The organism is Arthrobacter sp. Hor0625, from assembly GCF_052567525.1.
This window is the reverse complement of the sequence record NZ_CP199586.1, coordinates 1,067,992-1,093,136: the sequence shown is the minus strand read 5'-3', so window position 1 is coordinate 1,093,136 and position 25,145 is coordinate 1,067,992. Positions and strand designations below refer to the sequence as shown.

General features: G+C 70.1%; 23 protein-coding genes. 17 read left to right on the top strand and 6 right to left on the bottom strand.

Annotated elements, in window-relative coordinates; genetic code table 11:
- The first annotated feature begins 14 nt into the window (after window positions 1–14).
- From ACTWLI_RS04890 to ACTWLI_RS04835, 12 genes are all read left to right on the top strand, one after another.
- Window positions 15–770 (top strand): SDR family NAD(P)-dependent oxidoreductase, encoded by a 756-nt coding sequence (locus ACTWLI_RS04890; protein ID WP_445155544.1) that lies wholly within the window; start codon window positions 15–17, stop codon window positions 768–770.
- On the top strand, window positions 767–2,299 hold the full coding sequence (locus ACTWLI_RS04885) for an FGGY-family carbohydrate kinase (RefSeq protein WP_445155543.1): 1,533 nt from the start codon (window positions 767–769) through the stop codon (window positions 2,297–2,299). The genes ACTWLI_RS04890 and ACTWLI_RS04885 overlap by 4 nt, the downstream gene beginning before the upstream one ends.
- Window positions 2,296–3,930 carry a fucose isomerase gene (locus tag ACTWLI_RS04880; protein ID WP_445155542.1) on the top strand — a complete coding sequence of 545 codons (1,635 nt, stop codon included), beginning with the start codon at window positions 2,296–2,298 and terminating at the stop codon, window positions 3,928–3,930. Before ACTWLI_RS04885 ends, ACTWLI_RS04880 begins: the two co-directional genes overlap by 4 nt.
- 172 nt (window positions 3,931–4,102) lie before the next feature.
- Window positions 4,103–5,476, top strand: a complete 1,374-nt coding sequence (locus ACTWLI_RS04875; protein ID WP_445155541.1) for an NAD-dependent succinate-semialdehyde dehydrogenase — start codon at window positions 4,103–4,105, stop codon at window positions 5,474–5,476.
- A gap of 126 nt (window positions 5,477–5,602) precedes the next feature.
- Window positions 5,603–6,409: a hypothetical protein gene (locus ACTWLI_RS04870; protein WP_445156123.1), complete on the top strand. Its 807-nt coding sequence runs from the start codon at window positions 5,603–5,605 to the stop codon at window positions 6,407–6,409.
- A gap of 10 nt (window positions 6,410–6,419) precedes the next feature.
- Complete coding sequence (locus ACTWLI_RS04865; protein WP_445155540.1) at window positions 6,420–7,169, top strand: LamB/YcsF family protein; 750 nt, start codon at window positions 6,420–6,422, stop codon at window positions 7,167–7,169.
- Window positions 7,170–7,380: 211 nt separating this feature from the next.
- Window positions 7,381–11,091, top strand: a complete 3,711-nt coding sequence (locus ACTWLI_RS04860; RefSeq protein ID WP_445155539.1) for a nitrate reductase subunit alpha — start codon at window positions 7,381–7,383, stop codon at window positions 11,089–11,091.
- Complete coding sequence (narH, locus tag ACTWLI_RS04855; protein WP_445155538.1) at window positions 11,091–12,785, top strand: nitrate reductase subunit beta; 1,695 nt, start codon at window positions 11,091–11,093, stop codon at window positions 12,783–12,785. Before ACTWLI_RS04860 ends, narH begins: the two co-directional genes overlap by 1 nt.
- Window positions 12,782–13,402: a nitrate reductase molybdenum cofactor assembly chaperone gene (gene narJ, locus ACTWLI_RS04850; RefSeq protein WP_445155537.1), complete on the top strand. Its 621-nt coding sequence runs from the start codon at window positions 12,782–12,784 to the stop codon at window positions 13,400–13,402. Before narH ends, narJ begins: the two co-directional genes overlap by 4 nt.
- Before the next feature lie 2 nt (window positions 13,403–13,404).
- Complete coding sequence (narI, locus tag ACTWLI_RS04845) at window positions 13,405–14,214, top strand: respiratory nitrate reductase subunit gamma (protein ID WP_445155536.1); 810 nt, start codon at window positions 13,405–13,407, stop codon at window positions 14,212–14,214.
- Window positions 14,215–14,262: 48 nt separating this feature from the next.
- Entirely contained in the window at window positions 14,263–15,501 is a 1,239-nt protein-coding gene (locus ACTWLI_RS04840; protein WP_445155535.1) for an MFS transporter, read from the top strand.
- Between the two features lie 240 nt (window positions 15,502–15,741).
- A complete protein-coding gene (locus tag ACTWLI_RS04835) occupies window positions 15,742–16,326 on the top strand; it encodes a 5-formyltetrahydrofolate cyclo-ligase (protein WP_445155534.1) in 585 nt (194 codons plus the stop codon).
- A 48-nt stretch (window positions 16,327–16,374) separates the two neighbouring features.
- On the opposite strand, the gene ACTWLI_RS04830 is transcribed toward ACTWLI_RS04835, so the two are convergent.
- Both ACTWLI_RS04830 and ACTWLI_RS04825 read right to left on the bottom strand, forming a co-directional pair.
- Window positions 16,375–17,034: a cyclodeaminase/cyclohydrolase family protein gene (locus tag ACTWLI_RS04830; protein WP_445155533.1), complete on the bottom strand. Its 660-nt coding sequence runs from the start codon at window positions 17,032–17,034 to the stop codon at window positions 16,375–16,377.
- A gap of 139 nt (window positions 17,035–17,173) precedes the next feature.
- Window positions 17,174–18,484 (bottom strand): DUF445 domain-containing protein, encoded by a 1,311-nt coding sequence (locus ACTWLI_RS04825; protein WP_445155532.1) that lies wholly within the window; start codon window positions 18,482–18,484, stop codon window positions 17,174–17,176.
- Window positions 18,485–18,534: 50 nt separating this feature from the next.
- On the opposite strand from ACTWLI_RS04825, the gene ACTWLI_RS04820 reads away from it, so the two are divergent.
- Window positions 18,535–19,431 carry a glycerophosphodiester phosphodiesterase gene (locus tag ACTWLI_RS04820; RefSeq protein ID WP_445155531.1) on the top strand — a complete coding sequence of 299 codons (897 nt, stop codon included), beginning with the start codon at window positions 18,535–18,537 and terminating at the stop codon, window positions 19,429–19,431.
- On the opposite strand, the gene ACTWLI_RS04815 is transcribed toward ACTWLI_RS04820, so the two are convergent.
- From ACTWLI_RS04815 to ACTWLI_RS04805, 3 genes are read right to left on the bottom strand one after another with little or no spacing between them, the layout of a single operon-like run.
- The gene (locus ACTWLI_RS04815; RefSeq protein ID WP_445155530.1) at window positions 19,428–19,940 is read right to left on the bottom strand and encodes an ASCH domain-containing protein; all 513 of its coding nucleotides are present in this window, start codon (window positions 19,938–19,940) and stop codon (window positions 19,428–19,430) included. The two genes, ACTWLI_RS04820 and ACTWLI_RS04815, sit on opposite strands and share 4 nt — an antisense overlap.
- Before the next feature lie 44 nt (window positions 19,941–19,984).
- Window positions 19,985–21,577, bottom strand: a complete 1,593-nt coding sequence (locus tag ACTWLI_RS04810) for an ABC transporter permease (protein WP_445155529.1) — start codon at window positions 21,575–21,577, stop codon at window positions 19,985–19,987.
- Entirely contained in the window at window positions 21,570–22,562 is a 993-nt protein-coding gene (locus ACTWLI_RS04805; protein WP_445155528.1) for an ATP-binding cassette domain-containing protein, read from the bottom strand. The genes ACTWLI_RS04810 and ACTWLI_RS04805 overlap by 8 nt, the downstream gene beginning before the upstream one ends.
- Before the next feature lie 121 nt (window positions 22,563–22,683).
- Here ACTWLI_RS04805 and ACTWLI_RS04800 point away from each other — a divergent pair, with 121 nt between their 5' ends.
- The 4 genes from ACTWLI_RS04800 to ACTWLI_RS04785 are packed head-to-tail and all read left to right on the top strand — an operon-like array spanning window position 22,684 to window position 24,499.
- Window positions 22,684–23,133, top strand: a complete 450-nt coding sequence (locus ACTWLI_RS04800) for a DoxX family protein (RefSeq protein ID WP_445155527.1) — start codon at window positions 22,684–22,686, stop codon at window positions 23,131–23,133.
- Window positions 23,091–23,885: an AzlC family ABC transporter permease gene (locus ACTWLI_RS04795; RefSeq protein WP_445156122.1), complete on the top strand. Its 795-nt coding sequence runs from the start codon at window positions 23,091–23,093 to the stop codon at window positions 23,883–23,885. Before ACTWLI_RS04800 ends, ACTWLI_RS04795 begins: the two co-directional genes overlap by 43 nt.
- The gene (locus ACTWLI_RS04790; protein WP_445155526.1) at window positions 23,882–24,193 is read left to right on the top strand and encodes an AzlD domain-containing protein; all 312 of its coding nucleotides are present in this window, start codon (window positions 23,882–23,884) and stop codon (window positions 24,191–24,193) included. Before ACTWLI_RS04795 ends, ACTWLI_RS04790 begins: the two co-directional genes overlap by 4 nt.
- A gap of 54 nt (window positions 24,194–24,247) precedes the next feature.
- Window positions 24,248–24,499, top strand: a complete 252-nt coding sequence (locus ACTWLI_RS04785; protein ID WP_445155525.1) for a hypothetical protein — start codon at window positions 24,248–24,250, stop codon at window positions 24,497–24,499.
- Window positions 24,500–24,549: 50 nt separating this feature from the next.
- Here the strand turns inward: ACTWLI_RS04785 and ACTWLI_RS04780 are convergent, their stop codons facing one another.
- Entirely contained in the window at window positions 24,550–25,119 is a 570-nt protein-coding gene (locus ACTWLI_RS04780) for a dienelactone hydrolase family protein (protein ID WP_445155524.1), read from the bottom strand.
- Window positions 25,120–25,145: the final 26 nt, after the last annotated feature.

The following is a 25,145-nucleotide window of genomic DNA, read 5'->3' as shown; positions in this document are numbered from 1 at the left end:
TGAAAGGAACACAGATGACAACCCAGATGGATGGGCTGGTGGCCATCGTCACCGGCGGCGCCTCCGGAATCGGCGCCGCCACGGCCGCGCAACTCGCCGCGGCCGGAGCGTCGGTCGCAGTCCTGGACCTCAACCCCGAGGCCGGCCCCGGAGGGCACTTCGCGGTGCGCTGCGACGTGGCCGACACGGCGTCGGTGGAGGAAGCGGTCCGGGCCGTCGCCGAGCACTTCGGCCGGATCGACGTCGTCGTCAACAACGCGGGCATCGGAGCCCAGGGCACGGTCGCGGACAACGACGACGACGAATGGCACCGGGTCTTCGATATCAACGTTGTCGGCATGGTCCGGGTCAGCCGGGCCGCGCTGCCGCACCTGCGCCGCTCACCGGCCGCGGCGATCGTTAACACCTGTTCGATCGCGGCTACCGCCGGGCTGCCGCAGCGGGCGCTGTATGGCGCCAGCAAGGGGGCGGTGTTGTCGCTGACGCTGGCCATGGCTGCCGACCACATCCGGGAGGGGATCCGGGTCAACTGTGTAAACCCGGGCACCGCGGACACCCCGTGGATCGGCCGGCTGATGGACCAGAGCGAGGACCCCCAGGCGGAACGGGCGGCCCTCAACGCCCGGCAGCCGCACGGCCGCCTGGTCAGCGCGGACGAGGTGGCTGCTGCCATCACCTACCTCGCCTCGCCGGCCGCCGGGTCCACGACCGGGACCTCGCTGGCGGTCGACGGCGGCATGCAGGGCCTGCGGCTGAGGCCCGCGCCGTGACGGGCCGGCAGGGCGGAACCCCGGCGGTGCTCGGCGTCGACATCGGCACGAGCAGCAGCAAGGGCGTCATCGTGGATCTGGCCGGACGGGTACTGCGCTCGGCGTCCCGCAGCCACGACGTCAGCAGGCCACAGCCCGGCTGGGCCGAGATGGACGGCGGCCTCTGGTGGGAGGAATTCATCGCCATCAGCAGGGAACTGCTGGACGGCGCGGATGAGGACATCGTCGCCGTCGGCGTGAGCGGAATGGGCCCGTGCGTGCTGGTCACCGACGCCGGCGGCACGCCGCTGCGGCCGGCCATCCTGTACGGCATCGATTCCCGGGCGACCGAGCAGATCGAGGCGCTGACCGCGGACCTGGGCGGCGCCGAGGCCATCATGGCCCGCTGCGGCTCCACCCTCTCCACGCAGGCGGTCGGACCCAAACTGGCCTGGCTGGACCGGCACGAACCGGAGACGTTCGCCCGGAGCCGCAGGCTCTTCATGCCGGCGTCCTGGCTGGCGTACCGGCTGACCGGCGAGTACGTCCTGGACCACCACTCCGCCAGCCAGTGCACACCGCTTTACGACACCGGGGCGCTGGCCTGGTACCCGCCGTTCGCCGACCGGATCGCGCCGGAGCTGGAACTTCCGCCGCTGCTCTGGCCGGGCGACGCCGCCGGGCACGTCAGCCCGGAGGCCGCCACCGCGACCGGCCTTCCCGCCGGGATTCCGGTGATCGCCGGGACCATCGACGCGTGGAGCGAGGCGGTGAGCGTCGACGGCCAGAACAACGGGGACCTGATGCTGATGTACGGCACGACGATGTTCCTGGTGAACACCGTGCCGGACCGCGTCACCTCCCCCCAGCTGTGGGGAACCGTCGGGGCCTTCGAAGGAACCCGCAATCTCGCGGGCGGAATGGCGACCTCCGGCGCCGTCACGTCCTGGCTCAAGGAACTCTTCGGCTCCCTGGACTTCCCGGAACTGCTGGAGCTCGCCGCCGCCTCCGGACCGGGCGCCCGGGGGCTGCTCATGCTGCCCTACTTCGCCGGCGAACGGACCCCGGTGGCGGACCCGCAGGCGCGCGGCATTATCGCCGGGCTGACCCTCTCCCACACCCGGGGCGACCTGTACCGGGCCGCGCTGGAGGCCACCGCCCTGGGCGTGCGGCACAACATCGAATCAATGGAGCGGGCCGGCGGCGACATCCGCCGGATCGTGGCCGTGGGGGGCGGCACCCAGGGCGAGCTGTGGACGCAGATCGTCTCCGACGTCACCGGCCGGCCGCAGCTGATTCCCAGCCAGACGATCGGCGCCAGCTACGGGGCGGCCTACCTCGCCGCCGGCACCGTGGCCGACGTGCGGATCGGCGACTGGAATCCGCCGGCCCGCACCATCCAGCCCAACCCGGCCGTCGCCGCCGACTACGAAGAACTCTACGGGCTCTACCTGCGGCTCTACCCGGCCACCCAGGACATCGCCCATGCCCTCGCCGGGCGCGAAGAACGGCTGAGCGCCCAAAACCCCGAAAAGGAACCTGCACTATGAACAGCTACACCTTCCCGGCCGTCACCGAGGCACCCGCGGCCGCGGAAAACACGGTTTACACCCTCAGCAGCGGCGATCTGCGGCTCGATGCCAACGTCAAGTGCTGGCCGACGCAGCAGCAGCTCGAGGAGCACTTCGCCACGGCCGTGGAGTCGCTCGGCTACCAGGTCGTCCGGGCCCACGGTGTCAATCCGGAGACGGGCCACGGCTTCATCGACAGCCAGCGCATGGGCATGGAGGTGTTCAAGAACATCCCGCCCACGGCTCCGGTGGTGGTCGTCGAGGCGGTCTGGCAGTACAGCCACCACGTCCTCGCCGGGCTGCGCACGCACCGCGGCCCGATCCTCGTGGTCGCCAACTGGGCGGGTGACTTCCCCGGCCTGGTCGGCCTGCTCAACCTCACCGGCAGCCTGACCAAGGCCAAGGTCGACTACTCGGCACTCTGGAGCGAGGACTTCACCGACGAATGGGCGGTCGGCAAGTTGAAGTCATGGCTGACCTCCGGCACCATCAGCCACGACACAAGCCACGTCCGCGACCTGCCGGCGCTCGCGGAGTCCGAGGAAGTCCGGCTGGGCCGTGCCCTGGCCCGGCAGTTGAAGACCGAGAAAGCGATCATCGGCGTCTTCGACGAAGGCTGCATGGGCATGTACAACGCCATCATCGATGACGAGATGCTCAACCCGCTGGGGATCTATAAGGAACGGCTGTCGCAGAGCGCCCTCGTAGCGGAAATGCAGAAGGTCACCGACGCCGAGGCGGACGCGGTCAAGGCGTGGCTCGACGACGCCGGCCTGGTCTTCCACTTCGGCACCGACCCGGCCACGGAGCTGACCCCGGAGCAGGTCCACAGCCAGCTCAAAATGTACATCGCGGCGCTGCGCATCTCCGACGACTACGGGGTCGACGCCGTCGGCATCCAGTACCAGCAGGGACTCAAGGACACCGTCCCGGCATCGGACCTGGCAGAAGGCCTGCTGAACAACGTGCAGCGCCCGCCGGTCTACTCCCGTGACGGCGGCCGCGAACTGTTCGCCGGCAAGGCGCTGCCGCACTTCAACGAGGTCGACGAAGGGGTGGCTGTCGACGCCCTCATCACCAACCGGATCTGGACCGCCATGGGCCTCGACCCCGCCACGACGCTGCACGACGTGCGCTGGGGCGCCGACTACGACGGCGAATTCGTCTGGGTCTTCGAAATTTCCGGCTCCGTGCCGGCGTCCCACAACGGCGGCTACGACAAGTCCTACAGCATGCGCCAGCCCCCGATGTTCTTCCCGCTCGGCGGCGGGACCCTCAGCGGTGTCTCCAAGCCGGGGGAGATCGTCTGGTCCCGGGTCTTCATCATGGACGACCGGCTGCATGTGGACCTCGGCCGCGGCCACGTCGTCGAGCTTCCGGAGGAGGAGACCCGGCGGCGGCTGGAGGCCACCGACCCGCAATGGCCGATCATGCACGCCGTGCTCGACGGCGTTAGCCGGGACCAGCTCATGGCTCGCCACAAGGCCAACCATGCCCAGGTGGTCTACGCCCCCGACGCCGAGACGGCGGACAAGGCGCTGGAGGCCAAGGCTGCTTTCTTCGCCGAGCTGGGAGTCCAGGTCCACCTCTGCGGCGACGTAAAGCTCTAGGTCCCGATGGAATAGTCCGGGGGACAGGCCGGTTGGCGCCTACGGGACCGGTGCTGCCGGAAGGGCAGTCCGGACCCGCGCAAGGGGCGGGAACCGCCGTCGGCGCCAAACCGGCGCCGCGGCGTTCCGCGCCCGGACCGGCGACGCAGCCAGAAACGGAGATGGTGGATACATGACTGCCTACAAGACAGTGAACCCCGCAACCGGAGAAACGTTGAAGGAATTCCCGCTCGCAACCGCGGGCCAGGTGGAAGAAGCGCTCGCGGCCTCGGAACAGGCGTTCCGGGACTGGCGCACGGCCCCGGTCGAAGCCCGGGCGAAGGTGATGGCCCGGGTCGCCGAACTGTACCGGGAACGCCAGGATGAACTCGCGCGCCTGATCGCCACGGAGATGGGCAAGCCCGTGGTCGAGGCCCGCGGCGAGGTCAAGCTCGTCGCATCGATTTACGACTACTACGCCGCCGAGGGCCCGGAATTCCTCAAGGACGAGCCGCTGCAGGTCAAGGGCGGCGGTGACGCTCTGGTGCGCTCCACCCCGATCGGCCCCCTGCTGGGCATCATGCCGTGGAACTACCCCTACTACCAGGTGGCCCGGTTCGCCGCACCCAACCTGGTCCTGGGCAACACGATCCTGCTTAAGCACGCGGGTAGCTGCCCGCAGTCGGCCCTTGCGATCGAAGAAATCTTCCACGACGCCGGCCTGCCGAAGGGCGCCTATACCAACCTGTTCCTGGACAACGACCAGGTCGCCGAGATCATCGCGGACTCCCGCGTCCAGGGCGTCTCCCTGACCGGCAGCGAGCGGGCCGGCGCGGCCGTGGCCGAGGTCGCCGGGCGCAACCTCAAGAAGTACGTCTTGGAACTCGGCGGCAGCGACCCCTTCATCGTGCTCGACTCCGATGACCTGGATGCCACCGTCAAGGCCGCCGTGGGCGGCCGCATGGGCAACGCCGGCCAGGCCTGCACCGCGTCCAAGCGGTTCATCGTCCTCGAAGACCTCTACGAGCCCTTCGTGGAGAAGTTCACCGAGCGGATGGCCCGGATCACGCCGGGCGACCCGCTGCAGGAAGACACCCGGTTCGGTCCGCTGTCCTCCCAGAGCGCCGCGGACGGGCTGGTCGAGCAGATCCAGGACGCCGTGGACAAGGGAGCCACCCTGCGCACCGGCGGACACAAGGTGGACGGACCCGGCGCCTACGTGGAGCCCACCGTGCTCACGGACGTCACCCCGGAGATGCGTGCGTTCTCCGAGGAGCTGTTCGGACCCGCCGCCGTCATCTACAAGGTGGCCAGCGTCGAGGAAGCAATCGAACTCGCCAACGGCTCGCCGTACGGCCTGGGCGGATCGGTCTTCAGCGCCGACCCCGCGAAGGCCCAGGACGTCGCCGACCAGCTGGACACCGGCATGGTGTTCATCAACTCGGTTGCCCAGACCCAGGCGGACATGCCCTTCGGCGGCGTCAAGCGCTCGGGCGTCGGCCGCGAGCTTGGCCGGTTCGGCATGGAGGAGTTCGTGAACAAGAAACTGATCCGCACCCCGCGCTAAGCCGCGCGCCACGGGAGAGCCGGGCGGTGACCGGAGGCAGATGCCTCCGGCCGCCGCCCGGCCGCACGTGGCCTACTGTTAAGCCTGGATGACATTCAGCACCCTTATGGTTCAGGAGAGGCGATGATGGCCCAGCGCAGCAACCCGGCAATGAAGATTGCCCAGAAGACCGCCCACAGCGCGATGTTCGACGCCGACGGCAAGCCCAAGCCCGGCGTCCACAACGTCCTCCTGCGCGCCGTGGAAATCCAGCGGCCGCTGGTCCTGGCCAACCTCCGCCGGCTGCAGCGCAAACACCCCCGGGCCACCGCAGCCCAGCTCGCCGCCATCCTGGAACGCGACTACCTGGTCGCCGTGACCGGGGGAGGTGCGCTGGTTGGCGGCTCCGCCGTCATTCCCGGCGTGGGAACCGTGGCCGCCCTGGGGCTCTCCGCCGCCGCGACCGTAGGCTTCCTGGAGGCCACCGCCCTGTACGCCACCTCGCTGGCGGAACTCCACGGCGTCCGCATGGTCGACCCCGAGAAGGCCAGCACGCTGGTGATGGCCATCATGCTCGGCGAAGAGGGCACCGCGCTGCTTAGCTCCCTCAGCGGCCAGGCGGCGGGCCAAAGCAAGGGCCCCACCCAGGCCTGGGGCACGCTCTTCGCGCGCAGGGCCCCGCTCATCGGGTTCGGTTCGGTCCGCGAACGGATCCAGCGGGCCTTCCTGCGGAACCTGCTCAAGCGCCAGGGCACCGCGCTGCTCGGCCGGGCGCTGCCCTTCGGCGTCGGGGCCGTGGTGGGCGGGGTCGGCAACCGGATGATGGGCCGCGCCGTCGTCGCCAACGCCAAGGAAGCCTTCGGCGCCCTGCCGGAAACCATCCCCGGCGAGCTGCAGCCCGGCGCCGCCGCCCCGAAGATCGATGCCCCCGGCGACGCCCGGAACCAGGGCTGAAGGGGTACCGGTGGACCTCAACGCTGACCTCGGCGAGTCCTTCGGCTCATGGACCATGGGCGACGACGCCGCAATGTTTCCGCTGGTCACCAGCGCCAGCGTGGCCTGCGGCCTGCACGCCGGGGACCCCGTCACCATGCTGGACACCTGCCGCGCGGCCTATGAACTCGATGTTAGAGTCGGCGCGCACCTGGGCTACCCGGACCTCGCCGGCTTCGGCCTCCGGGCGATGGACCTGAGCTTCGACGACCTGTTCGGGGCCGTGCTCTACCAGCTGGGGGCGCTCGACGGCGTGGCCCATGCGGTGGGCGCCTCGGTGGACTACGTCAAGGTGCACGGCGGCCTCTACGACCGCACGATCCACGACGCCGAACAGGCCTCCGCCGTCGTCGCCGCCGTCCAGGCCTACGACCCGGGACTGCCCCTGCTGGGGCTGGAAGGATCCGCGCTCGTTGAGCTCGCCCGTGAAGCCGGCAACCCGGTCTTCCACGAGGCCTTCGCCGACCGCGCCTATCTCCCGGACGGCACCCTCGTGCCGCACCTGGAAGAGGAAGCCGTAATCGAGGACCCCGACGAGATCGTCGAACGGGCCCTGCGCCTGGCCCTGAAGGGCGAGGTCACGGCGGTCGACGGCAGCGTTGTCCGGCTGACGCCGCACTCGCTGTGCCTGCACGGCGACACCCCCGGATCGGTGGCGGTGGCGGCCGCCGTCCGCTCCGCGCTGGAGCGGGCCGGCGTCGAACTCGCCCCCTTCGCCTAGAGCGCGAACGGACAGTTATCGCCCACCCCGAAGCGCGAACGGACACTTGAGGCCCCCAGGAGCGCGAGCGGACAATTGAGGCCCCGCTGGAAGGGCGCGAAGTGTCCGTTCGCGCGGGGGTGCGCTCCGCGCTGGGTCTGGAGTGACGACTGTGACGCCAGTGCCTTAGGGCCCTATTCGAGGGCGCAAGGCGGGACCTAGCTTTGGGGGCATGACTGCCGAAGGCGCCGCGGGGTTGGACGGACCCGCCTCGGATGCAATGTTGAAGCTGGGCCGGTTCTTCACGAAATGGGACCAGACCGACGACGGCAGGGCGGTGTTCCGGGACGGCGGCCGCAAGGGCGACATCTTCTACCGGGACCGCTGGAGCCACGACAAGGTGGTCCGCTCCACGCACGGGGTGAACTGCACGGGATCCTGCTCCTGGAAGGTGTACGTCAAAGACGGCATCATCACTTGGGAATCCCAGCAGACGGACTACCCCTCGGTGGGCCCGGACAGCCCCGAATATGAGCCCCGGGGCTGCCCGCGCGGCGCGGCGTTCTCCTGGTACACCTACTCGCCCACCCGGGTCCGGTTCCCGTACGCGCGCGGTGTGCTGGTGGAGATGTACCGAGAGGCCAAGACCCGGCTGGGAGACCCGGTGCTGGCCTTCGCCGAGATCGCGGCGGATCCGGAAAGGCGCCGCCGCTACCAGCAGGCCCGCGGCAAGGGCGGCCTGGTCCGGGTCTCCTGGCAGGAAGCGGTCGAAATCGCGGCCGCCGCGCACGTCAACACGATCAAGACCTACGGGCCGGACCGGTGCGCCGGGTTCTCCCCGATCCCGGCGATGTCCATGGTCTCGCACGCCGTCGGCACCCGCTTCATCCAGCTGATCGGCGGGGTGATGACCTCGTTCTACGACTGGTACGCGGACCTTCCCGTGGCCAGCCCCCAGGTCTTCGGCGACCAGACCGACGTCCCGGAATCCGGCGACTGGTGGGACGCCCGCTACCTGATGATGTGGGGCTCCAACGTGCCGGTGACCCGAACCCCGGACGCGCACTGGATGGCCGAGGTGCGCTACCGCGGCACCAAGGTGGTCACGGTCAGCCCGGACTATGCGGACAACACCAAGTTCGCCGACGAATGGCTCCCCGCCCAGGCCGGCACCGACGCCGCCCTGGCGATGGCGATGGGCCACGTCATGCTCAAGGAGTTCTTCGTCGAGCGCGAGGTCCCGTTCTTCGCCGACTACGTCCGGCAGTACACCGACCTGCCGTTCCTGGTCACCCTGGAACGGCGCGACGACGGGACCCTCACCCCGGCGAAGTTCCTCACCGCCCAGGACCTCCCCGCCGAGGCCGGCGCCGACGACGCCGCGTTCCGAACCGTCGTCTTCGACAAGGCCGCGGGCCGGCCGACGGTCCCCAACGGCTCCCTCGGGTTCCGCTACTCCGGCAGCGGCGAGGGAAAGTGGAACCTGGACCTCGAGGGAATCGACCCGGCACTGTCGCTGCGCGAGGTCTCCGGCGACAGCGCCGAGATCCTGCTGCCGTGCTTTGAGGACGCCGACGGCGCCGGCAGCGTGCTGCGCCGCGGCGTTCCCGTCATCGAACTCGAGGGCCGGCTGGTCACCACCGTCTTCGACCTGATGCTCGCCCAGTACGGCGTCGGCCGCGAAGGCCTGCCGGGGGACTGGGCGGCCGGGTACGAGGACGCTGCAACGCCCTACACCCCCGCCTGGCAGGAGGGCATCACCTCCGTCCCGGCGCAGGCCTGCATCCGGGTGGCCCGCGAATTCGCCCGCAACGCCGAAGAGTCCAAGGGCCGGTCCATGATCATCATGGGCGCCGGGATCTGCCAGTGGTTCCACGGGGACGCCACCTACCGGGCGGTGCTGGCCCTGGTGATGCTGACCGGCTGCATGGGCCGCAACGGCGGCGGCTGGGCGCACTACGTCGGCCAGGAAAAGACCCGGCCCATGACCGGCTGGGTCTCTCTGGCCAACGCCCTGGACTGGGGCCGGCCGCCGCGGACCATGATCGGCACCGGGTACTGGTATATGCACACCGACCAGTGGCGGCAGGACGGCTACTCCGCGGACGCGCTGAAGTCGCCGCTGTCCACCGGCTCCCTGGACGGCATGCACACGGCGGACGCGATGGCCCAGTCCGCGCGGCTGGGCTGGATGCCGTTCTACCCGCAGTTCGACCGGAACCCGCTGGACCTCGCGGATGAGGCGGAGGCCGCCGTCGCCGCCGGCACCGCGAAGGACACCCCCGGCTACATCGCCGACGCGTTGAAGAACCGCACCCTCAACCCGGCCATCGAGGACGTCGACGCCCCTGAAAACTGGCCGCGGACGCTCGTGCTGTGGCGCTCCAACCTGTTCGGCTCCTCCGCCAAGGGCAACGAGTACTTCCTCCGCAACCTGCTCGGCACCCACAACAACGTCCTGGGCAAAGACCACGCCGAGGGCCTCAAACCCCGGGACGTGAAATGGCATGAACAGGCGCCGGAGGGAAAGCTGGACCTGCTGGTCTCCGCCGACTTCCGGATGACCTCCACCACCCTGCTCTCCGACGTCGTCTTCCCCGCCGCCACCTGGTACGAGAAGCACGACCTGTCCTCCACCGACATGCACCCGTTCGTGCACGCCTTCACCCCGGCGATCGACCCGCCGTGGGAGACCAAGACCGATTTCGACACCTTCCACCTGCTGGCCCGGGAGTTCTCCCGGCTCGCGAAGACCCACCTGGGCGTCCGACGGGACCTGGTCAGCGTCCCGCTGCAGCACGACACCCCCGGCCAGCTCGCACAACCCGGCGGGGTGGTCCGCGACTGGCGGGAGAACGGCATTCCCGCCGTCCCGGGGCAGAACATGCCGGTCTTATCGGTGGTGGAGCGCGACTACACGGCCATCGCGGACAAGCTCGCCGCCGTCGGGCCGCTGGCGGGCAAACTCGGCTTCACGGTCAAGAACGTCACCTACAACCTCGCCGGCCCGCTCAAGCGGCTCGGTCAGACCAACGGCGTCATGCTCGGCGGCGCCGCCGACGGGCGCCCCGCGATCGACACCGACGCCAAACTGGCCGAGGCCATCCTCGCCTTCTCCGGCACCACCAACGGCGCGCTCTCCGTCCAGGGCTTCAAGGACCTGGAGGTCCGCACCGGCCGCAAGCTGGCGGACCTGTCCGAGGGGTCGGAGGAAAAGTTCATCACCTTCGCCCAGACCCAGGCCGGCCCGGTCCCGGTGATCACCTCGCCGGAGTGGTCCGGCTCGGAGACCGGCGGCCGCCGGTACGCGCCGTTCACGATCAACATCGAGCGGCTCAAGCCCTTCCACACCCTGACCGGCCGGATGCACTTCTTCCTGGACCACGACTGGATCCGGGACATCGGCGAGGCGCTGCCGGTCTACCGGCCGCCGCTGGACATGCACCGGCTCTACGGCGAACCCAAACTCGGCCGGGACGGCGCCCTGGAGGTGGTGGTCCGCTACCTGACCCCGCACTCCAAATGGTCCATCCACTCCGAATACCAGGACAACCTGCTGATGCTCTCGCTCTCCCGCGGCGGCCCGACGGTCTGGATGAGCCCCGCCGACGCCGAGTCCATCAAGGTCCGGGACAACGACTGGGTGGAGTGCACGAACATCAACGGCGTCCTTGTAGCCCGCGCGATCGTCAGCCACCGGATGCCCGCCGGCGTCGTCTACGTCCACCACGCCCAGGAACGCACCATCGACGTCCCCAAATCCGAGGCCACCGGCCGGCGCGGCGGCATCCACAACTCCGTCACCCGGCTGCTGGTCAAACCCTCGCACCTGATCGGCGGGTACGCGCAGCTGGCCTACGCGTTTAACTACCTCGGCCCCACCGGAAACCAACGCGACATGGTGGCCACGGTCCGCCGTCGTTCCCAGGAGGTGCAGTACTGATGCGCGTGATGGCACAAATGGGAATGGTGATGAACCTGGACAAGTGCATCGGCTGCCACACCTGTTCGGTGACCTGCAAGCAGGCCTGGACCAACCGGGCGGGCACCGAATACGTCTGGTTCAACAACGTCGAAACCCGTCCCGGGCAGGGCTACCCGCGCCGCTACGAGGACCAGGAGCGCTGGCACGGCGGCTGGGTGCTGAACAAGCGCGGCAAACTGGTCCTCAAGGCCGGCGGCCGGGTCAAGAAGCTGCTGGGCATCTTCGCCAGCCCGGTCCAGCCCGAGCTCAAGGACTACTACGAGCCGTGGACCTACGACTACAAGACCCTGGTGGACGCGCCGCTGGGCAAGGACTTCCCGGTGGCCCGGCCCAAGTCCCTGATCACCGGCGAGGACACCAAGATCACCTGGTCCGCGAACTGGGACGATGACCTCGGCGGTTCCGCCGAGCACGGGCACCTGGACCCGATCGTGGAGAAGGTCCGGCGCGAGTCCGAGGACAAGATCAAGTTCGCCTACGAGCAGACCTTCATGTTCTACCTGCCGCGGATCTGCGAGCACTGCCTGAACCCCTCCTGCATGGCGTCCTGCCCGTCCGGGGCGATCTACAAACGGGTCGAGGACGGGATCGTGCTGGTGGACCAGGACCGGTGCCGCGGCTGGCGACAGTGCGTCACCGGCTGCCCCTACAAGAAGATCTACTTCAACCACAAGACCGGCAAGGCTGAAAAGTGCACCTTCTGCTACCCCCGCGTGGAGGTGGGGCTGCCGACGGTCTGCTCGGAGACCTGCGTGGGCCGGCTGCGGTACCTGGGATTGTTCCTGTACGACGCCGACGCGGTCACCGCCGCGGCCGCGGTCACCGACCCGCAGGAACTGTACGACGCCCAGATGGACGTGCTGCTGGACCCCAACGACCCCGCCGTGCAGGCCGAGGCGCGGGCCCAGGGCATCCCGGAGGACTGGATCGACGCGGCCCGGCGCTCGCCGGTCTACGCCCTGGCCAAGGTCTACAAGGTGGCGCTGCCGCTGCACCCCGAATACCGGACCATGCCGATGGTCTGGTACGTCCCTCCGCTCTCCCCGGTGGTGGACCTGCTGCGCGACCAGGGGCACGACGGCGAGGACGCCGGCAACCTCTTCGGCGCCATCGACGCGCTACGCATCCCGGTGGAATACCTCGCCGAACTCTTCACCGCCGGGGACACAGACCGGGTCACCGCGGTGCTGCGGAAACTCGCCGCGATGCGCTCGTTCATGCGCGGGATCAGCCTGGGCAACGACCCCGACGATTCCATCCCCGCGTCCGTGGGGATGGACAGCCAGACGATGTACGAGATGTACCGGCTGATGGCGATCGCGAAGTACGAGGAGCGCTACGTCATCCCCAAGGCCCACGTGGAACAGGCCCACGACCTGGAGGAAATGGGCTGCTCCCTGGACTTCGACGGCGGCCCCGGCATGCAGGACACCTCACCGTTCGGCGAGGCCAGCGGCAGGCCGGTGCCGGTGGCGGTGGAGACCTTCAACGCGCTCCGGGACCGGCAGACCTCCGGCGGCCTCGAAGAGGGGTCCGGGCTGCGCGGACGGGTGAACCTGCTGAACTGGGACGGCCGCGGCGCCCCGCCCGGGCTCTTCCCGGACAAGGGGCCGGAACCGGGCACCCTGGCAGCGGCGGAGGACCAGCCATGAGCCGCCGCGACCGGGTGCTCTACCTCGCCGCCGCGTGGTGCCTGTCCTACCCGGACGAGGACCTGCTGGGCAAGGTCCCGCTGATGCGGGCCGCGCTCGCCGAGTTCCCCGGTGCGGGGGCGGACTTCGACGAGGTGCTGGACGCCTTGGAGAGCACGCCGCTGATGGAAAGCCAGGCCGGCTACGTCCGGGAGTTCGACCTGGGCAAGCGCCACGCCCTGCACCTGTCGTACTGGACGGACGGGGACACCCGTCGGCGCGGCGAGGTGCTCGGCAGCTTCAAGGCTGCCTACCGGCAAAGCGACGTGCTGGTCGACACCCAGGGGGAACTGCCGGACTACCTTCCCATGGTGCTGGAATACGCCGCCCGGGTGGACCTTGAGGCCGGCCGCGGGCTGCTGGGCCGGTACCGGGCCAGCCTGGAGATGCTGCGCTTCGGGCTGCTCCGGGACGGGCTGCCGCACGCCCGGATCCTGCAGGCCGTCTGCGCGACGCTGCCGGGAAAGTCGCCCGCGGATGAGCAGGCCGTCATGCGGATGGCCGGGTACGGGCCGCCCACCGAGGCCGTGGGGCTGGACCCGTACGACCCGCGCCTGCTGCCCGTGAAGGGGGTCTGACCATGGAGCTGTCGGTGCTCGATATCGTGCTCTGGGGGGTCCTGCCCTACGTCATGGTGGTGGTTCTGGTCGGCGGCCTCATCTGGCGCTACAAATACGACCAGTTCGGCTGGACCACCCGGTCCTCCCAGCTCTACGAGTCCCGGCTGCTGCGGATCGCGTCGCCGCTGTTCCATTTCGGCCTGCTTGCCGTGATCGCCGGGCACTTCTTCGGCCTGGTCATTCCGATGGCGTGGACCGAGGCCGTGGGGATGAGTCAGGAGTTCTACCACTTCAACGCCCTGCTGGTCGGCGGGATTGCCGGGGTCGGGACGCTTGGCGGGATCATCCTGCTGATTTACCGGCGGCGCACCACCGGGCCGGTCTTCATGGCCACCACCAAGAATGACAAGACCATGTACGTCGTCCTCACCGCGGCCATCGTCTTCGGGCTCTGGACCACGCTGGTGAGCGTGTTCGAGGGCGAGCACGGACACAACTACCGCGAGACCGTGTCCCCGTGGTTCCGCTCGCTGTTCATCCTGCAACCCGACATCGCGGCGATGGCGGAAGCCCCGTTCTCCTTCCACCTGCACACCCTGGTGGGCATGGCGCTGTTCGTGATCTGGCCGTTCACCCGGCTGGTCCACGCGTTCACGGCGCCGTTCCACTACCTCTTCCGGCCCTACATCGTGTACCGCTCCCGCGACCGGGACCGGAACGGCAAACGCCGCGGGGTCCAGGCGGGGGCCGCCACCCGCACGCCCTCCACCGCCGCGCGGCCCGGCTGGTCCGCCGTCGGCACCCGCGACCGTGACACCCGGAACCGCTGACCCGCCCGCGGCGCCGGGACCGCGCCGCCGCACCGAGAGGAGGCCGCCATGGCCGAAGTAACCCCGCCCGCGGCGGCGGCGACGGCGGCAACCGCGCCGGCAGGACAGACGCTCAACCTCGTGCTCGCCACCGCGGCCTCGGTGGCGGGGTTCTGGGCCTGGAATTCGGTGGCCACCCTCGGGGCGTTCTACACGCAGAACCTCCAACTCACCCCGGCCACCACGGGGATCCTCGTCGCCATGCCGGTCTTCGTCGGATCGCTGGGCCGGATCGTCGTCGGCGCCCTGACGGACAAGTACGGCGGCCGGGCCCTGTTCAGCTTCGTCCTGCTCGCCGCCGTCGTGCCGATCCTGCTGGTCGCCGTCGGCGGCAGCATCCGGTCCTTCCCGCTCGTGCTCGGCGCAGGGCTCCTGCTGGGGGTGGCCGGCACCGTGTTCGCCGTCGGTATCCCCTTCGTCAGCGCCTGGTACCATCCGTCGCGGCGCGGCTTCGCCACCGGGGTGTTCGGCGCCGGGATGGGCGGCACCGCCCTCGCCGCGTTCCTGAACCCGCGGCTGGTGGCCTGGATCGGCTACTTTCCGACGCACCTGCTGATCGCCGCGGTCCTGGTGGTCATGGCCGCGCTGGTCTGGTTCCTGATGAAGGAATCCCCGGCCTGGCACCGCAACGACGCCCCGGTGCTGCCCAAGCTGATCGACGCCGCCAAAACCCCGGTGACGTGGAAGATGTGCTTCCTCTACGCCGTCGTCTTCGGCGGCTTCGTGTCCTTCGCGACCTACCTGCCGACGTACCTGCGCGACATCTACAGCTTCGACCCGAGCGCCGCCGGCGCGCGCACGGCCGGCTTCGCCCTGGCGGCCGTGCTGGCCCGGCCCGTCGGGGGAGTGCTCGCGGACCGGTTCGGACCCAAACCCGTCGTGGTGGTCTCGCTCGCCGGGGTCGCGATACTCGCCTGGGTGGTGAACCTGCAACCCGACGGCGATGTCCCCGCCGGGCTGACGTTCGTCGCGATGGCTGCCGCCCTGGGCCTGGGCACCGGCGGCGTGTTCGCGTGGGTCGGGGTGCTCGCCCCGGCCGGGAAGGTGGGCAGCGTGTCCGGCGTGGTCAGCGCCGCCGGCGGCCTGGGCGGCTACTTCCCGCCGCTGATCATGGGCGCCACCTACGACGCCGCGTCGCGCAGCTATTCGATCGGGCTCATGCTGCTGGTGGTCACCGCGCTGGTGGCGCTGGCGTTCACGGTCTTCGCCATGCGCGCCCGGCCCAAGGCCACCGTCGCCCCCGCCTGACCCGCCCCGCCCCGGAAGCGTGAACGGACACTTGGGGCCCCCCGGAAGCGCGAACGGACACTTGGGGCCCTTAGCGCTGGGCGCGAAGTGTCCGTTCGCGCTCTTGTGCAGGGCGCGAACGGACACAGCCTCCTGCTAGCTTGGTGGCATGAGACGGGGCTGCAAAAGGGACAGGCGCGGCGCCTGCCTGGGAAACGAGACCGGCTACGCGCGGGTCTCGACGAGGGCCCGGGACCTAGCATGACGACGCATGTTTCAGTACGAGATGCAAAGGCCAACTTGCGCGCCGAGATTCGTCTCCGCCGCCGCAGCCTCCCGGCGAGAGAGCAGGAGACGGTAACGGCCGGCCTGACAGAGCACCTGGTAGCTCTGGTCCGTCACAGGGCCCCTGGCTTGGTGGCCTGCTACCTCTCCGGCGGGGACGAACCGAACACCCGGCCGTTCCTGGCCTGGGCCGCCGCGAATGGCGTGGAGGTTCTCGTTCCGGTGAGCAGGCAGGACGGGTTGCTGGACTGGGTACCTGCATCAGGCGGCCGCGAGCAGGTTGGCTTGTTCGGCATCTCCGAGATGATCGGTGAGGTGGTGCCAGCCGGTGTGTTCCAGACCGTCGATCTGTTACTTATTCCCGCAGCTGCGGTTGACGGTTCGGGAATGCGGATGGGATGGGGCCGCGGGTACTTCGACCGGGCTCTTGCGTCTTTGGAGGAACCTCCAGCGGTATTCGCGGTCATTTACGACGACGAGTTCCTTGAAGCCGTACCGCGCGAGAGCCACGACCGGCCCGTTGACGGAGTGGTCATGCCCAGCGGGATCCGAGTGTTCTGACCGGCAAGACCCTCTTTGGCTGCGCCCGTGCGGCCGTGTTGCGCCCGGTCAGAGGGCGTCGGTGGGGGCGGCCCGGTGATCTATTTCGGCCGTGAGTTTGTCGATCCGGCCCAGGGCGGCATTAAGCCGCTCCACGGTCGTCCACAAATCCGGGTGCTCGTGGCGGATCTGCTCGAGTGTGGCGCCGGCAGAGGTCAGGGTGGAGAGATCGTAGCTGACGTTTGTGCGTGCTCCTGTCAGCGCTGCCCGTAGGGCGCCGAAAGCGACGACGACATCGGCGATAAGCGCTGGATTGCCGTTGGTGGCAAGCCATTCCAGGTCTGTGATGGCACCGATGGCCTGCTTGCCGAGCAGCGCGGAGGATTTTGCGGCTTCGACGGAGGCTTTCTTTATGGCGTCCTCGCGTTCGGGACCGCGCTCGAGCCGGAACGCGGCCCCGAACGCTTTTGACGCGGACGAGTCGTCGTCGGCCAGTTGGAGGGCAGCTTCCCGCAGGGACCGCGCCCGGGCATGAACGTTGTCGAGTTCAGCGCGTTGGTGCTCGTCGGCGTCGGTGTATCCGGCGACCATGGACGTCAGTGACGCGGCTATGGCTAGCATCAGCCCAGCCCCGGCACCACCTCCCGGCGAACCCGCGGATTCCGCCAATGCGCGCGTCCAGTCCTCAACTGTCGAACCCTGCGTCGTTACTGCCTCAGAGTCAGCCACGAACTAAGTGTGCCCGGAACACATGTGTGCCGCCACCCGGCAGCGCAGGGCGCGAAGTGTCCGTTCGCGCTGTGTGGGGCGGGCCTTGAGTGTCGTTCGGGCTGTGTGGGGCGGGCCTTAAGTGTCCGTTCGCGCTGGGTCAGCCGAAGACCAGGTTGGCCGCGGTGAAGATGGCGAGGCCGGCCAGCGCCCCCACCACGGTGCCGTTGATCCGGATGAACTGCAGGTCCTTGCCGACCTGGAGTTCGATCTTCTCCGAGGTCTCCTCGGCGTCCCAGCGGGCCACCGTGTCGGTGATGACACCCGCGATGTCCGAGCGGTAGTTGTTCACCAGGTATCCGGCGGCGTCGCCGATCCAGGCGTTCACCTTGCCGGCCAGCTCCGGGTCCACCACCAGCCGGGTGCCGAAGTCGTGCACCGCGGCCTTGAACCTTACCGTCAGTTCGCTGTCGGGGTCGTCGACGGCGGTGAGCAGCGCGGACTTCACGGTGCCCCAGGTGCGGGAGGCCAGTTCACGCACCTCGGGATCGCCGAGCACCTGGGCCTTGACGCCCTCGGCCCGGGCAATCATGACCGGATCGTGCTGCAGGTCCTGCGCCAGCGACTTCAGATAGGTGTCGATGGAGAGCCGGACCTGGTGCTGCGGATCGGATTGCACGGCGCGGGTGAACTTGAGGATTTCGACGTACACCTTGTCGCCCACCAGCCCGTCGACGAACGTCGGAACCCACGAGGGGGAGCGGTCCGTGACCAGCCGGTTGACCGTCTCGTGGTTGTCCCGCACCCAGTCGACGGCGCGGTCCACGAGCAGGTCCACCAGCGCGTGGTGGTGGCCGTCGTCGAAGACCCGCTCCGCGAGCCGGCCCACCGGCGGGCCCCAGGGCGGAGCGAGCAGGTGCCGGCGGACCATGCCCTCGATCACGGCCTGGACATCGTCGTCGTTGAGGACCTTGAATGCACCGCGGATCACGGCCGCGCCTTCCTTGGCCACACGCTCGGGACCGCCGGGGCCGGACAGCCAACCGCCGACCTTGCGGGCGACGTCCACGCTGGCCAGTTTCTCCTTGACCACCTGCTCGGAGAGGAAGTTGGTTTCCACGAATTCGCCCAGCGACGCCCCGATCTGGTCCTTGCGCCGGGGAATGATGGCGGTGTGCGGGATCTTCAGGCCCAGCGGGTATTTGAACAGCGCGGTGACGGCGAACCAGTCCGCCAGCGCGCCCACCATCCCGCCCTCGGCCGCGGCCCGGACGTACTCCAGCCAGGGGTACTGCTTCTGCAGGGCGAAGGCGATGACGAAGATGACGGCCATGCCGATCAGCAACGACACAGCCAGCAGCTTCATCTTCCGCAGCGCCGCGGCCTTTTCGGCGTCTGCGGGTGAGAGCCGGTGTTCGACGCCGGCCGGGGGGACGGCGGTACGGGCTGGTCGTTCAGTGTTCACCTGCATGTGCCCAGCCTATCCGCGCATCCGTTACCGACGTCCGCTAACGTGTCAGCATGACTACCGAGGAGTCCGCCGCCGCCCGCCCGCTGGTGTACGCCCACCGGGGCGCCAGCGGCGCCTTCGCCGAGCACACCCGCGCCGCGTACCTGCAGGCAATCGCCGACGGCGCCGACGGCGTCGAGTGCGACGTCCACCTCACCCGCGACCAGCATGCCGTGCTGATCCACGATGCGACCCTGGACCGTACGTCCAACGGCACCGGCCCGGTCGCGGACCGCACCCTCGAGGAGCTCCGCCTGCTGGACTTCTGCTCCTGGAAGGGCGCCCGCATCCCCGAGGAGTACGGCGCCCCCTCCGCGCAGTTCCTGACCCTGCCCGAGCTGCTGGACCTGCTGCGCCTGGCCGGCCGCGAGATCGGACTGGCGGTCGAACTCAAGCACCCCAGCCCCTTCCAGCTCAAACTCGAGGACCGGGTCCTGGAAATCCTCGAGGCCGAGGGCTGGGACCGGGAGACGTCGATGCTGGATAACATCCGGGTGTCCTTCATGAGCTTCAGCCCGGACTCGGTCAAACACCTGCTCCGGTCCGTGCCCGCCTCCGCCATCTGCCAGCTGGTGGATGACGTGAACGTGGTGGAAATCCGGGAGGAACTCGGCCTGGGCGCCGTCACCGGCGGCGCGCTGGCCAACGTCCTCAAGGCCGCTCAGACCGAGGGGGAACGCATCCTGGACGATTGCGAGGTGGGCCTCGCCGGGCCGGGCATCGGCTACGTCCGCGGGCATTCCCGCACCGTTCGACGCTGGCTCGCGTCGGGCCGCCGGTTCCGGGTCTGGACGGTGGACTCGGCGGCCGACGTCGACCTCTGCCGGGAACTGGGCATCCAGGAGCTCACCACCAACCGCCCCGCCGAGGTCCGCGCCCAGCTCCTCGCCCGGGCAACGGCGAGCTAGTCCGAAGCGTCCGCGACGCCGGGCGGCCAGACCAGGTCGAAGCGCTCAAAGACGATCTCGTCCAGCTCCGACCACTCGCGGCCGGCCGCGGCGCTGGTGCGCGTCCAATAGGCGCGGTGTTCGCGCTGCCAGCTCTCAAGGCTCAGGTCGTCCTCACCTTCATCGCGGGCGAACGCCGCGTCGGCGCTGCTGAACGGACCGATCCGGAGCTCGGTGCTGCGAATGATCACCCGGGGCACCCCGTCGCCGTCGCACGCTATCCAGTGGGATCCGATCCGCGGCACCTCGTCGCCCCGGGCGGTGAAATCCAGCACGAGTTCAGCGGTCGCCCGCTTTCGACCGCTCAGGACCAGGGCGAGCAGCTCGTCAGCGAGCCGTTTCGAATCCCCGAAGTGTTCGACGGTGTATTCGGGCGCCGCGAGGACCCGAGCAGGGTGCGCTGCCGCGTAGGCGGCCCACAACTGGGCTGCGGCTTCAAGGTCGACGGGGGCGACGGGGCGGTTCTGCATCCGGCCATCCTTTCAGGAAAACGGCGCCGGATCAGATCAAGAGGTCAGGCAGCGAGGTCCCGCCGCCGCCAGCCGAGGTAGCCCAGCGCCCCCAGGGCCGCGGCGACGGCGGTCAACGCCGCCAGCCCGGGCAGCGCGTCCGGGCCGACCGGCAGCAGCGGTGAGTGCCGGAAGGGTGAGAGATCCATCAGCCATTCGGGGGCGTTCCAAAGCACGCCGAATTCACCGAGGGCGACAAACCCCAGCAGCACCACCCAGACTGCCCCCGCCAGCCGGGGCGCCCAGCCGAACACCGCCAGCGACACACCGATCAGTACCCAGGCGGCGGGAATCTGGGCCAGGGAGGCAGCCGTGGCGCTGCCGACCAGCGCGGGATCCTGCACGGCGAGGGCGGCACCGAGGCCGATCGACACCCCCGCGAGGGTCATCAGGGCGGCGGCTCCGGCCAGCGCGACAATGTAATGGCTGCTCGCCCAGCGGCTCCGGGTCGTGGCGGTCGCCAGCAGGGCCTCGGTGTGGCCCGCCGCTTCCTCGCTGCGCAGGTGGTTTGCCGCCGCCACGCCGTAGGCCGCAGCCAGCAGCCCCATGATGCTGATTTCCGCGGCCAGGAAGGCCTCGCGTAGCGCGGCCGCCCCGCCCAGCAGCTTGATCAGGTCCTGGGCATTCGGGGAACTGAGCAGCTCCGCGACGTTGCTGACCAGCGACCCGATCACGACGCCGAAGACCGCGAAGGCGACGGCCCAGGCCAGCCACACCCGGTGCTGCAGGCGCACGGCCAGCGCCCAGATACCGGTGAGCGACCCGACGGCCGGTCCAGGCCGCTCGTAGCGCAGCCCGGCGCCAAGATCCCGCCGCGCCCGGAGTGCAAAAGCAGCGGGGATGAGGAGCACAGTGAGCGCGGCCGGCAACGCCAGCACCCACCACCGGTCCCCGGCGAACGCCCGGATCTGCTGGTTCCACCCGATCGGCGAGAGCCAGGACAGGACAGAGGGTCCCGGCTCGGCAAGGTCGCCGACGGCCCGGAGCCCGTAGGTGACCGCAATGACGCCGATGCTGATGCCGGTCGCCGCCCTGGCGCCCGCGGTCAGCTGCGCCGCGACACCGGCCACGGCGCAAAAAGCCATTCCGGTGGCGGCCCAGCCCAGGCCGAACGCCAGGGAACCCGCCGCGGGAAGGCCCCCGGCAGCCAAGGCGGCGGCGGAGAGCAGCCCGACGGCCAGGCTGGCACTGAAACCGATGCCGAGCGCGGCGGCCAGCGGAGCGTCCCGTCCCAGCCGTCCGCCGGCCAGCAGCTCCAGCCGGCCGGTCTCCTCGTCGGCCCGGGTATGCCGGATGACGAGGATGGCCATGAGAACGGCCAGGATGGCGGTCATGAACGCCGTGTACTTGATCAGCGACAGAGCCCCCAGCGAGGCGGGGTCGTAGATCCGCCCGAACAGCGCGACCATCGACGCCGTGGCATTGAGCGCGTTGGCAGCCTCGACCCGGCTGCCAACGTCCGGGTAGAGATCCGCGCCGGCCAGCGCCGTCGAATAGGCAACGGCTGCGAAGCCGGCCACCCACAGCGACAGCAGCCAGCGGTCCCGCCGCACACCGAGCCGGACCAGGACCCCGGTACCGGCCAGCGTCTCAGGCATCGCCCGGCCCCGGGACGCCGGCCCCCGGGCCCCCGCCGGAAGCGGCCGCGACGGCGCCGGGCCCTTCGGCGCCGGGCGTCCCGGTGCCGTCCCCGGAGCTGTCCACGGCGCCGTAGTGCCGCAGGAACAGGTCCTCCAGCGTCGGCGGCTGGCTGGTGAGCGCCCGCAGCCCGGCCCCCGTCAGGACCTGCAGGAACGGGCCCAGTCCGGCGGGATCCAGCTGGGCGCTGACCCGGTGCCCGGCCACCGCCAGGTCATGGACGCCGGGCAGGAGACCCAGGTCCGGCGGCACCACGTCGACGTCGGCGGTCACGGAGGTCCGGGTGAGGTGCCGGAGCTGCTCCAGCGGCCCGCTCTCCACCACCCGGCCGGCCCGGATGATGCTGACCCGGTCGGAGAGGGCCTCGGCCTCGCTGAGAATGTGGCTGCTCAGCAACACCGTCCGGCCCTGGGACCTCAGGTCCCTGACGCAGCCCCGGAACGCGTCTTCCATCAGCGGGTCCAGTCCGCTGGTGGGCTCATCCAGCAGGAACAGTTCCGCGTCGGTGGCCAGCGCGGCGACCAGCGCCACTTTCTGCCGGTTGCCCTTGGAATAGATGCGGGTCTTTTTCGTCGGGTCCAGCTCGAACAGCGCCAGCAGCTCGTCCCGCCGCGCCGGGTCCTGGCCGCCCTGCAGCCTGCCGAGCAGCTCGATCACCTCGCCCCCGGTCAGGTTGGGCCACAGCGCCACATCGCCCGGGACGTAGGCCAGCCGGCGGTGCAGCCGCGCCACGTCGCGCCACGGATCGAGCCCCAGCACCCGGGCGGAGCCGGCGTTGGCGCGGAGCATGCCCAGCAGGAGCCGCAGCGTCGTCGACTTGCCGGACCCGTTGGGGCCCAGGAAGCCGTGCACCTCCCCGGCGGACACCTCGAAATCCAGCCCGTTGAGTGCGGTCACGGGCCCGAACCGCTTCACGACGCCGGCCATCTCGACGACACTGCCCATGGCCCCCACGCTACGCCCGGCACCCGGCCGCGGACCCCTGCGGAAGGTCCCGTTTTCCCCGCCCCGGGCAGGTTACGCCCCGGGTTCGCGGGCGCCAGCGCGGCTGTGGTTGCATGGTTCCATGCATTTCCGCTGGTCCCCCCGGGCAACCACCACGCTCTCCGCGGCCGCCCTGAGCGGACTGCTGCTGGCCAGCGCGGCAAAACACTTCCGCGATCCGGACTTTTTCGGCCCGGTGGTTCCGGACATCCTGTGCCGCGACGACTCCGGCAGCCGGCCCAACGGGCCCCTGGCGGTGCTCTCACGGGAGGAATGGGTGGCGTTGAGCGGGCTGCTGGAGGCCGGGGCCGCCGTCGGGCTCCTCGTGCCGCCCGCGCGCCGCACGGTGGCCGGCTGCGTCGCGGCCATGTTCACCGCCTTCCTGGCCGGACACCTCGACGCGCTCCGCAAAGCGTACGGGCCCGGCGGGACGCCGGCCCAGCGCCGCCTCCACACCCTCCGCCTGCCGCTGCAGGCGCCGCTGATCGGCTGGGCGTGGAGCCTGGCGCGGCCGAAGCGGCGGCCCCGGTGAAGCTCTCGCAGTCTCCGGCGTTCCGGGTGGGGCTCTCGATCAGCGTCGCCACGGGCCTCTACGGCGTGTCCTTCGGCGCCCTGTCGGTGGCCTCCGGCCTCGACTTCTGGCAGACCATGGCGCTGAGCCTGCTGCTGTTCAGCGGCGGCTCGCAGTTCGCGTTCATCGGCGTCATCGCCGGCGGCGGGTCCGGCCTCGCCGCGATGAGCGCGGCCACGCTGCTGGGCATGCGCAACGGCATCTACGGCATGCAGCTCAACGCGCTGCTCCAGCCCCGCGGCTGGCGGCGGTTCGTGGCGGCCCATGTGACCATCGACGAGTCCACGGCCACCAGCACCGGCCAGACCGACCCGGCGGAGCAGCAGCGCGGATTCTGGACGGCCGGGATCGGTGTGTTCGTCCTCTGGAACGCGTTCACCGCGGTGGGCGCACTGGCCGGGGCGGCCCTCGGTGATCCGAAACAATGGGGGCTTGACGGCGCCGCGGTGGCGGCCTTCCTGGGCCTGCTGTGGCCGCGGCTCAAGGGCCGCGAACCCGTCGCGATCGCCGTCGTCTGCGCGCTGGCCACCGTGCTGGCCGTGCCGCTGGTGCCGTCCGGCGTGCCGATCCTGGTCGCCGCGCTGGTCGCTGCGGTGATCGGTTGGTTCAGTCACGGACGCAGGGACGAGGGTCTGGAACCCGACGTCGACCCGTACGCGGCAGAGCACGACGCCGGCCGGCGCGCCGCCCGCACCGCGGAGGAGGCGGGATGACGCTCTGGTGGTGGCTGCTGCTGTCCTGCGTGCTGGCCTACGCCTGGAAGCTCGTGGGGTACCTGGTGCCGGCCAGCCTGCTGCGGAACCCGCGGACCTCACGCGTCGCGGGGACCATGACGATCGGGCTGCTGGCCTCCCTGACGGTGGTGAACGCCGTGGCGTCGGGACAGGCGCTGGCGCTCGACGCGCGGCTGGGAGCGCTCGCCGCTGCCGCCGTCGCACTCCTGTTCCGGGCCCCGTTCCTGGTGGTGGTGCTGGCCGGCGCCGGCGCCGCGGCCGGACTGCGGCTGCTGGGCTGGGGGTAGGTGCCCGGGCTTTAGCCCCTTGTTGTGCCCGGGTGCCGGTGGGACGATTCGAGCATGACCGACAATGACGCTCAGCCTGCCGCTGCCCCCGGCCCGGACGTCCCCGAAGGCAAGCCGGCCAAGGCGCACGAGCACTTCGTCTCGCCCGGGGCCGAGTCCACCCGGGAACTGCGCGAAATGGCCCGGCGCCGGCGAGAGGCAGAGGAGAAACTGCAGCACCACCTGCAGGAAGCCCACCACCTGCACGATGCCAGGGAAAAGCCGGCGGCCGGGAAGTCCGCGCCGGAGAAGCCTCCCGCGGACTGACGCACCGCTGCGGGCGGTCCGGTTACGGCGGGTGCCGCGGCCCGGGTGGCTCAGACGGAGGCGAGGAACCCCAGTACCCGGTCCTTCAACAGCCCAGCCGCGTCGGGGTCAAAGGCATCGAGCGAGGAGTCCGCGAAGAGGTGCTGGTCGCCCGGATAAACGAACAGCTCCGCGGCCGCTGCGGACGCGGCGAGGTCACGTGCCGCCGGCAGGTCCTCGTCGAAGAACTCATCGTCCTGCTTGCCGTGGATCTGCACCGGTACGTCGGCCGGCCACGCGTCCCCGAACTCGGTGACCGGCAGGCATGAATACATCAGCAGGGCACCGCGGGCGCCGGACCGGGTCTGTGCCAGCCGTTGGGCGATCGTCACTCCAAAGGAGAACCCGGCGTAGACGACTCCCGGGCCGAGGCGGTCGGCTGCGGCGGCGCCGCGGGCCCGGATGGCGTCGAAGCCGGTCCGGCCGGCGAAGCCGAAGCCCTCCTCGATGCTCGCGAAGGTATGGCCGTCGAACAGGTCGGGAGCATGCACGGTATGCCCCGCGTCCCGCAGCTCGTCGGCAAACGCCCGCACCCCCTCGGTCAAGCCCTGGATGTGGTGGTACAGCAGCACTTCGGCCATGTCAGCGGCTCTCCCTCGGCGGCGAT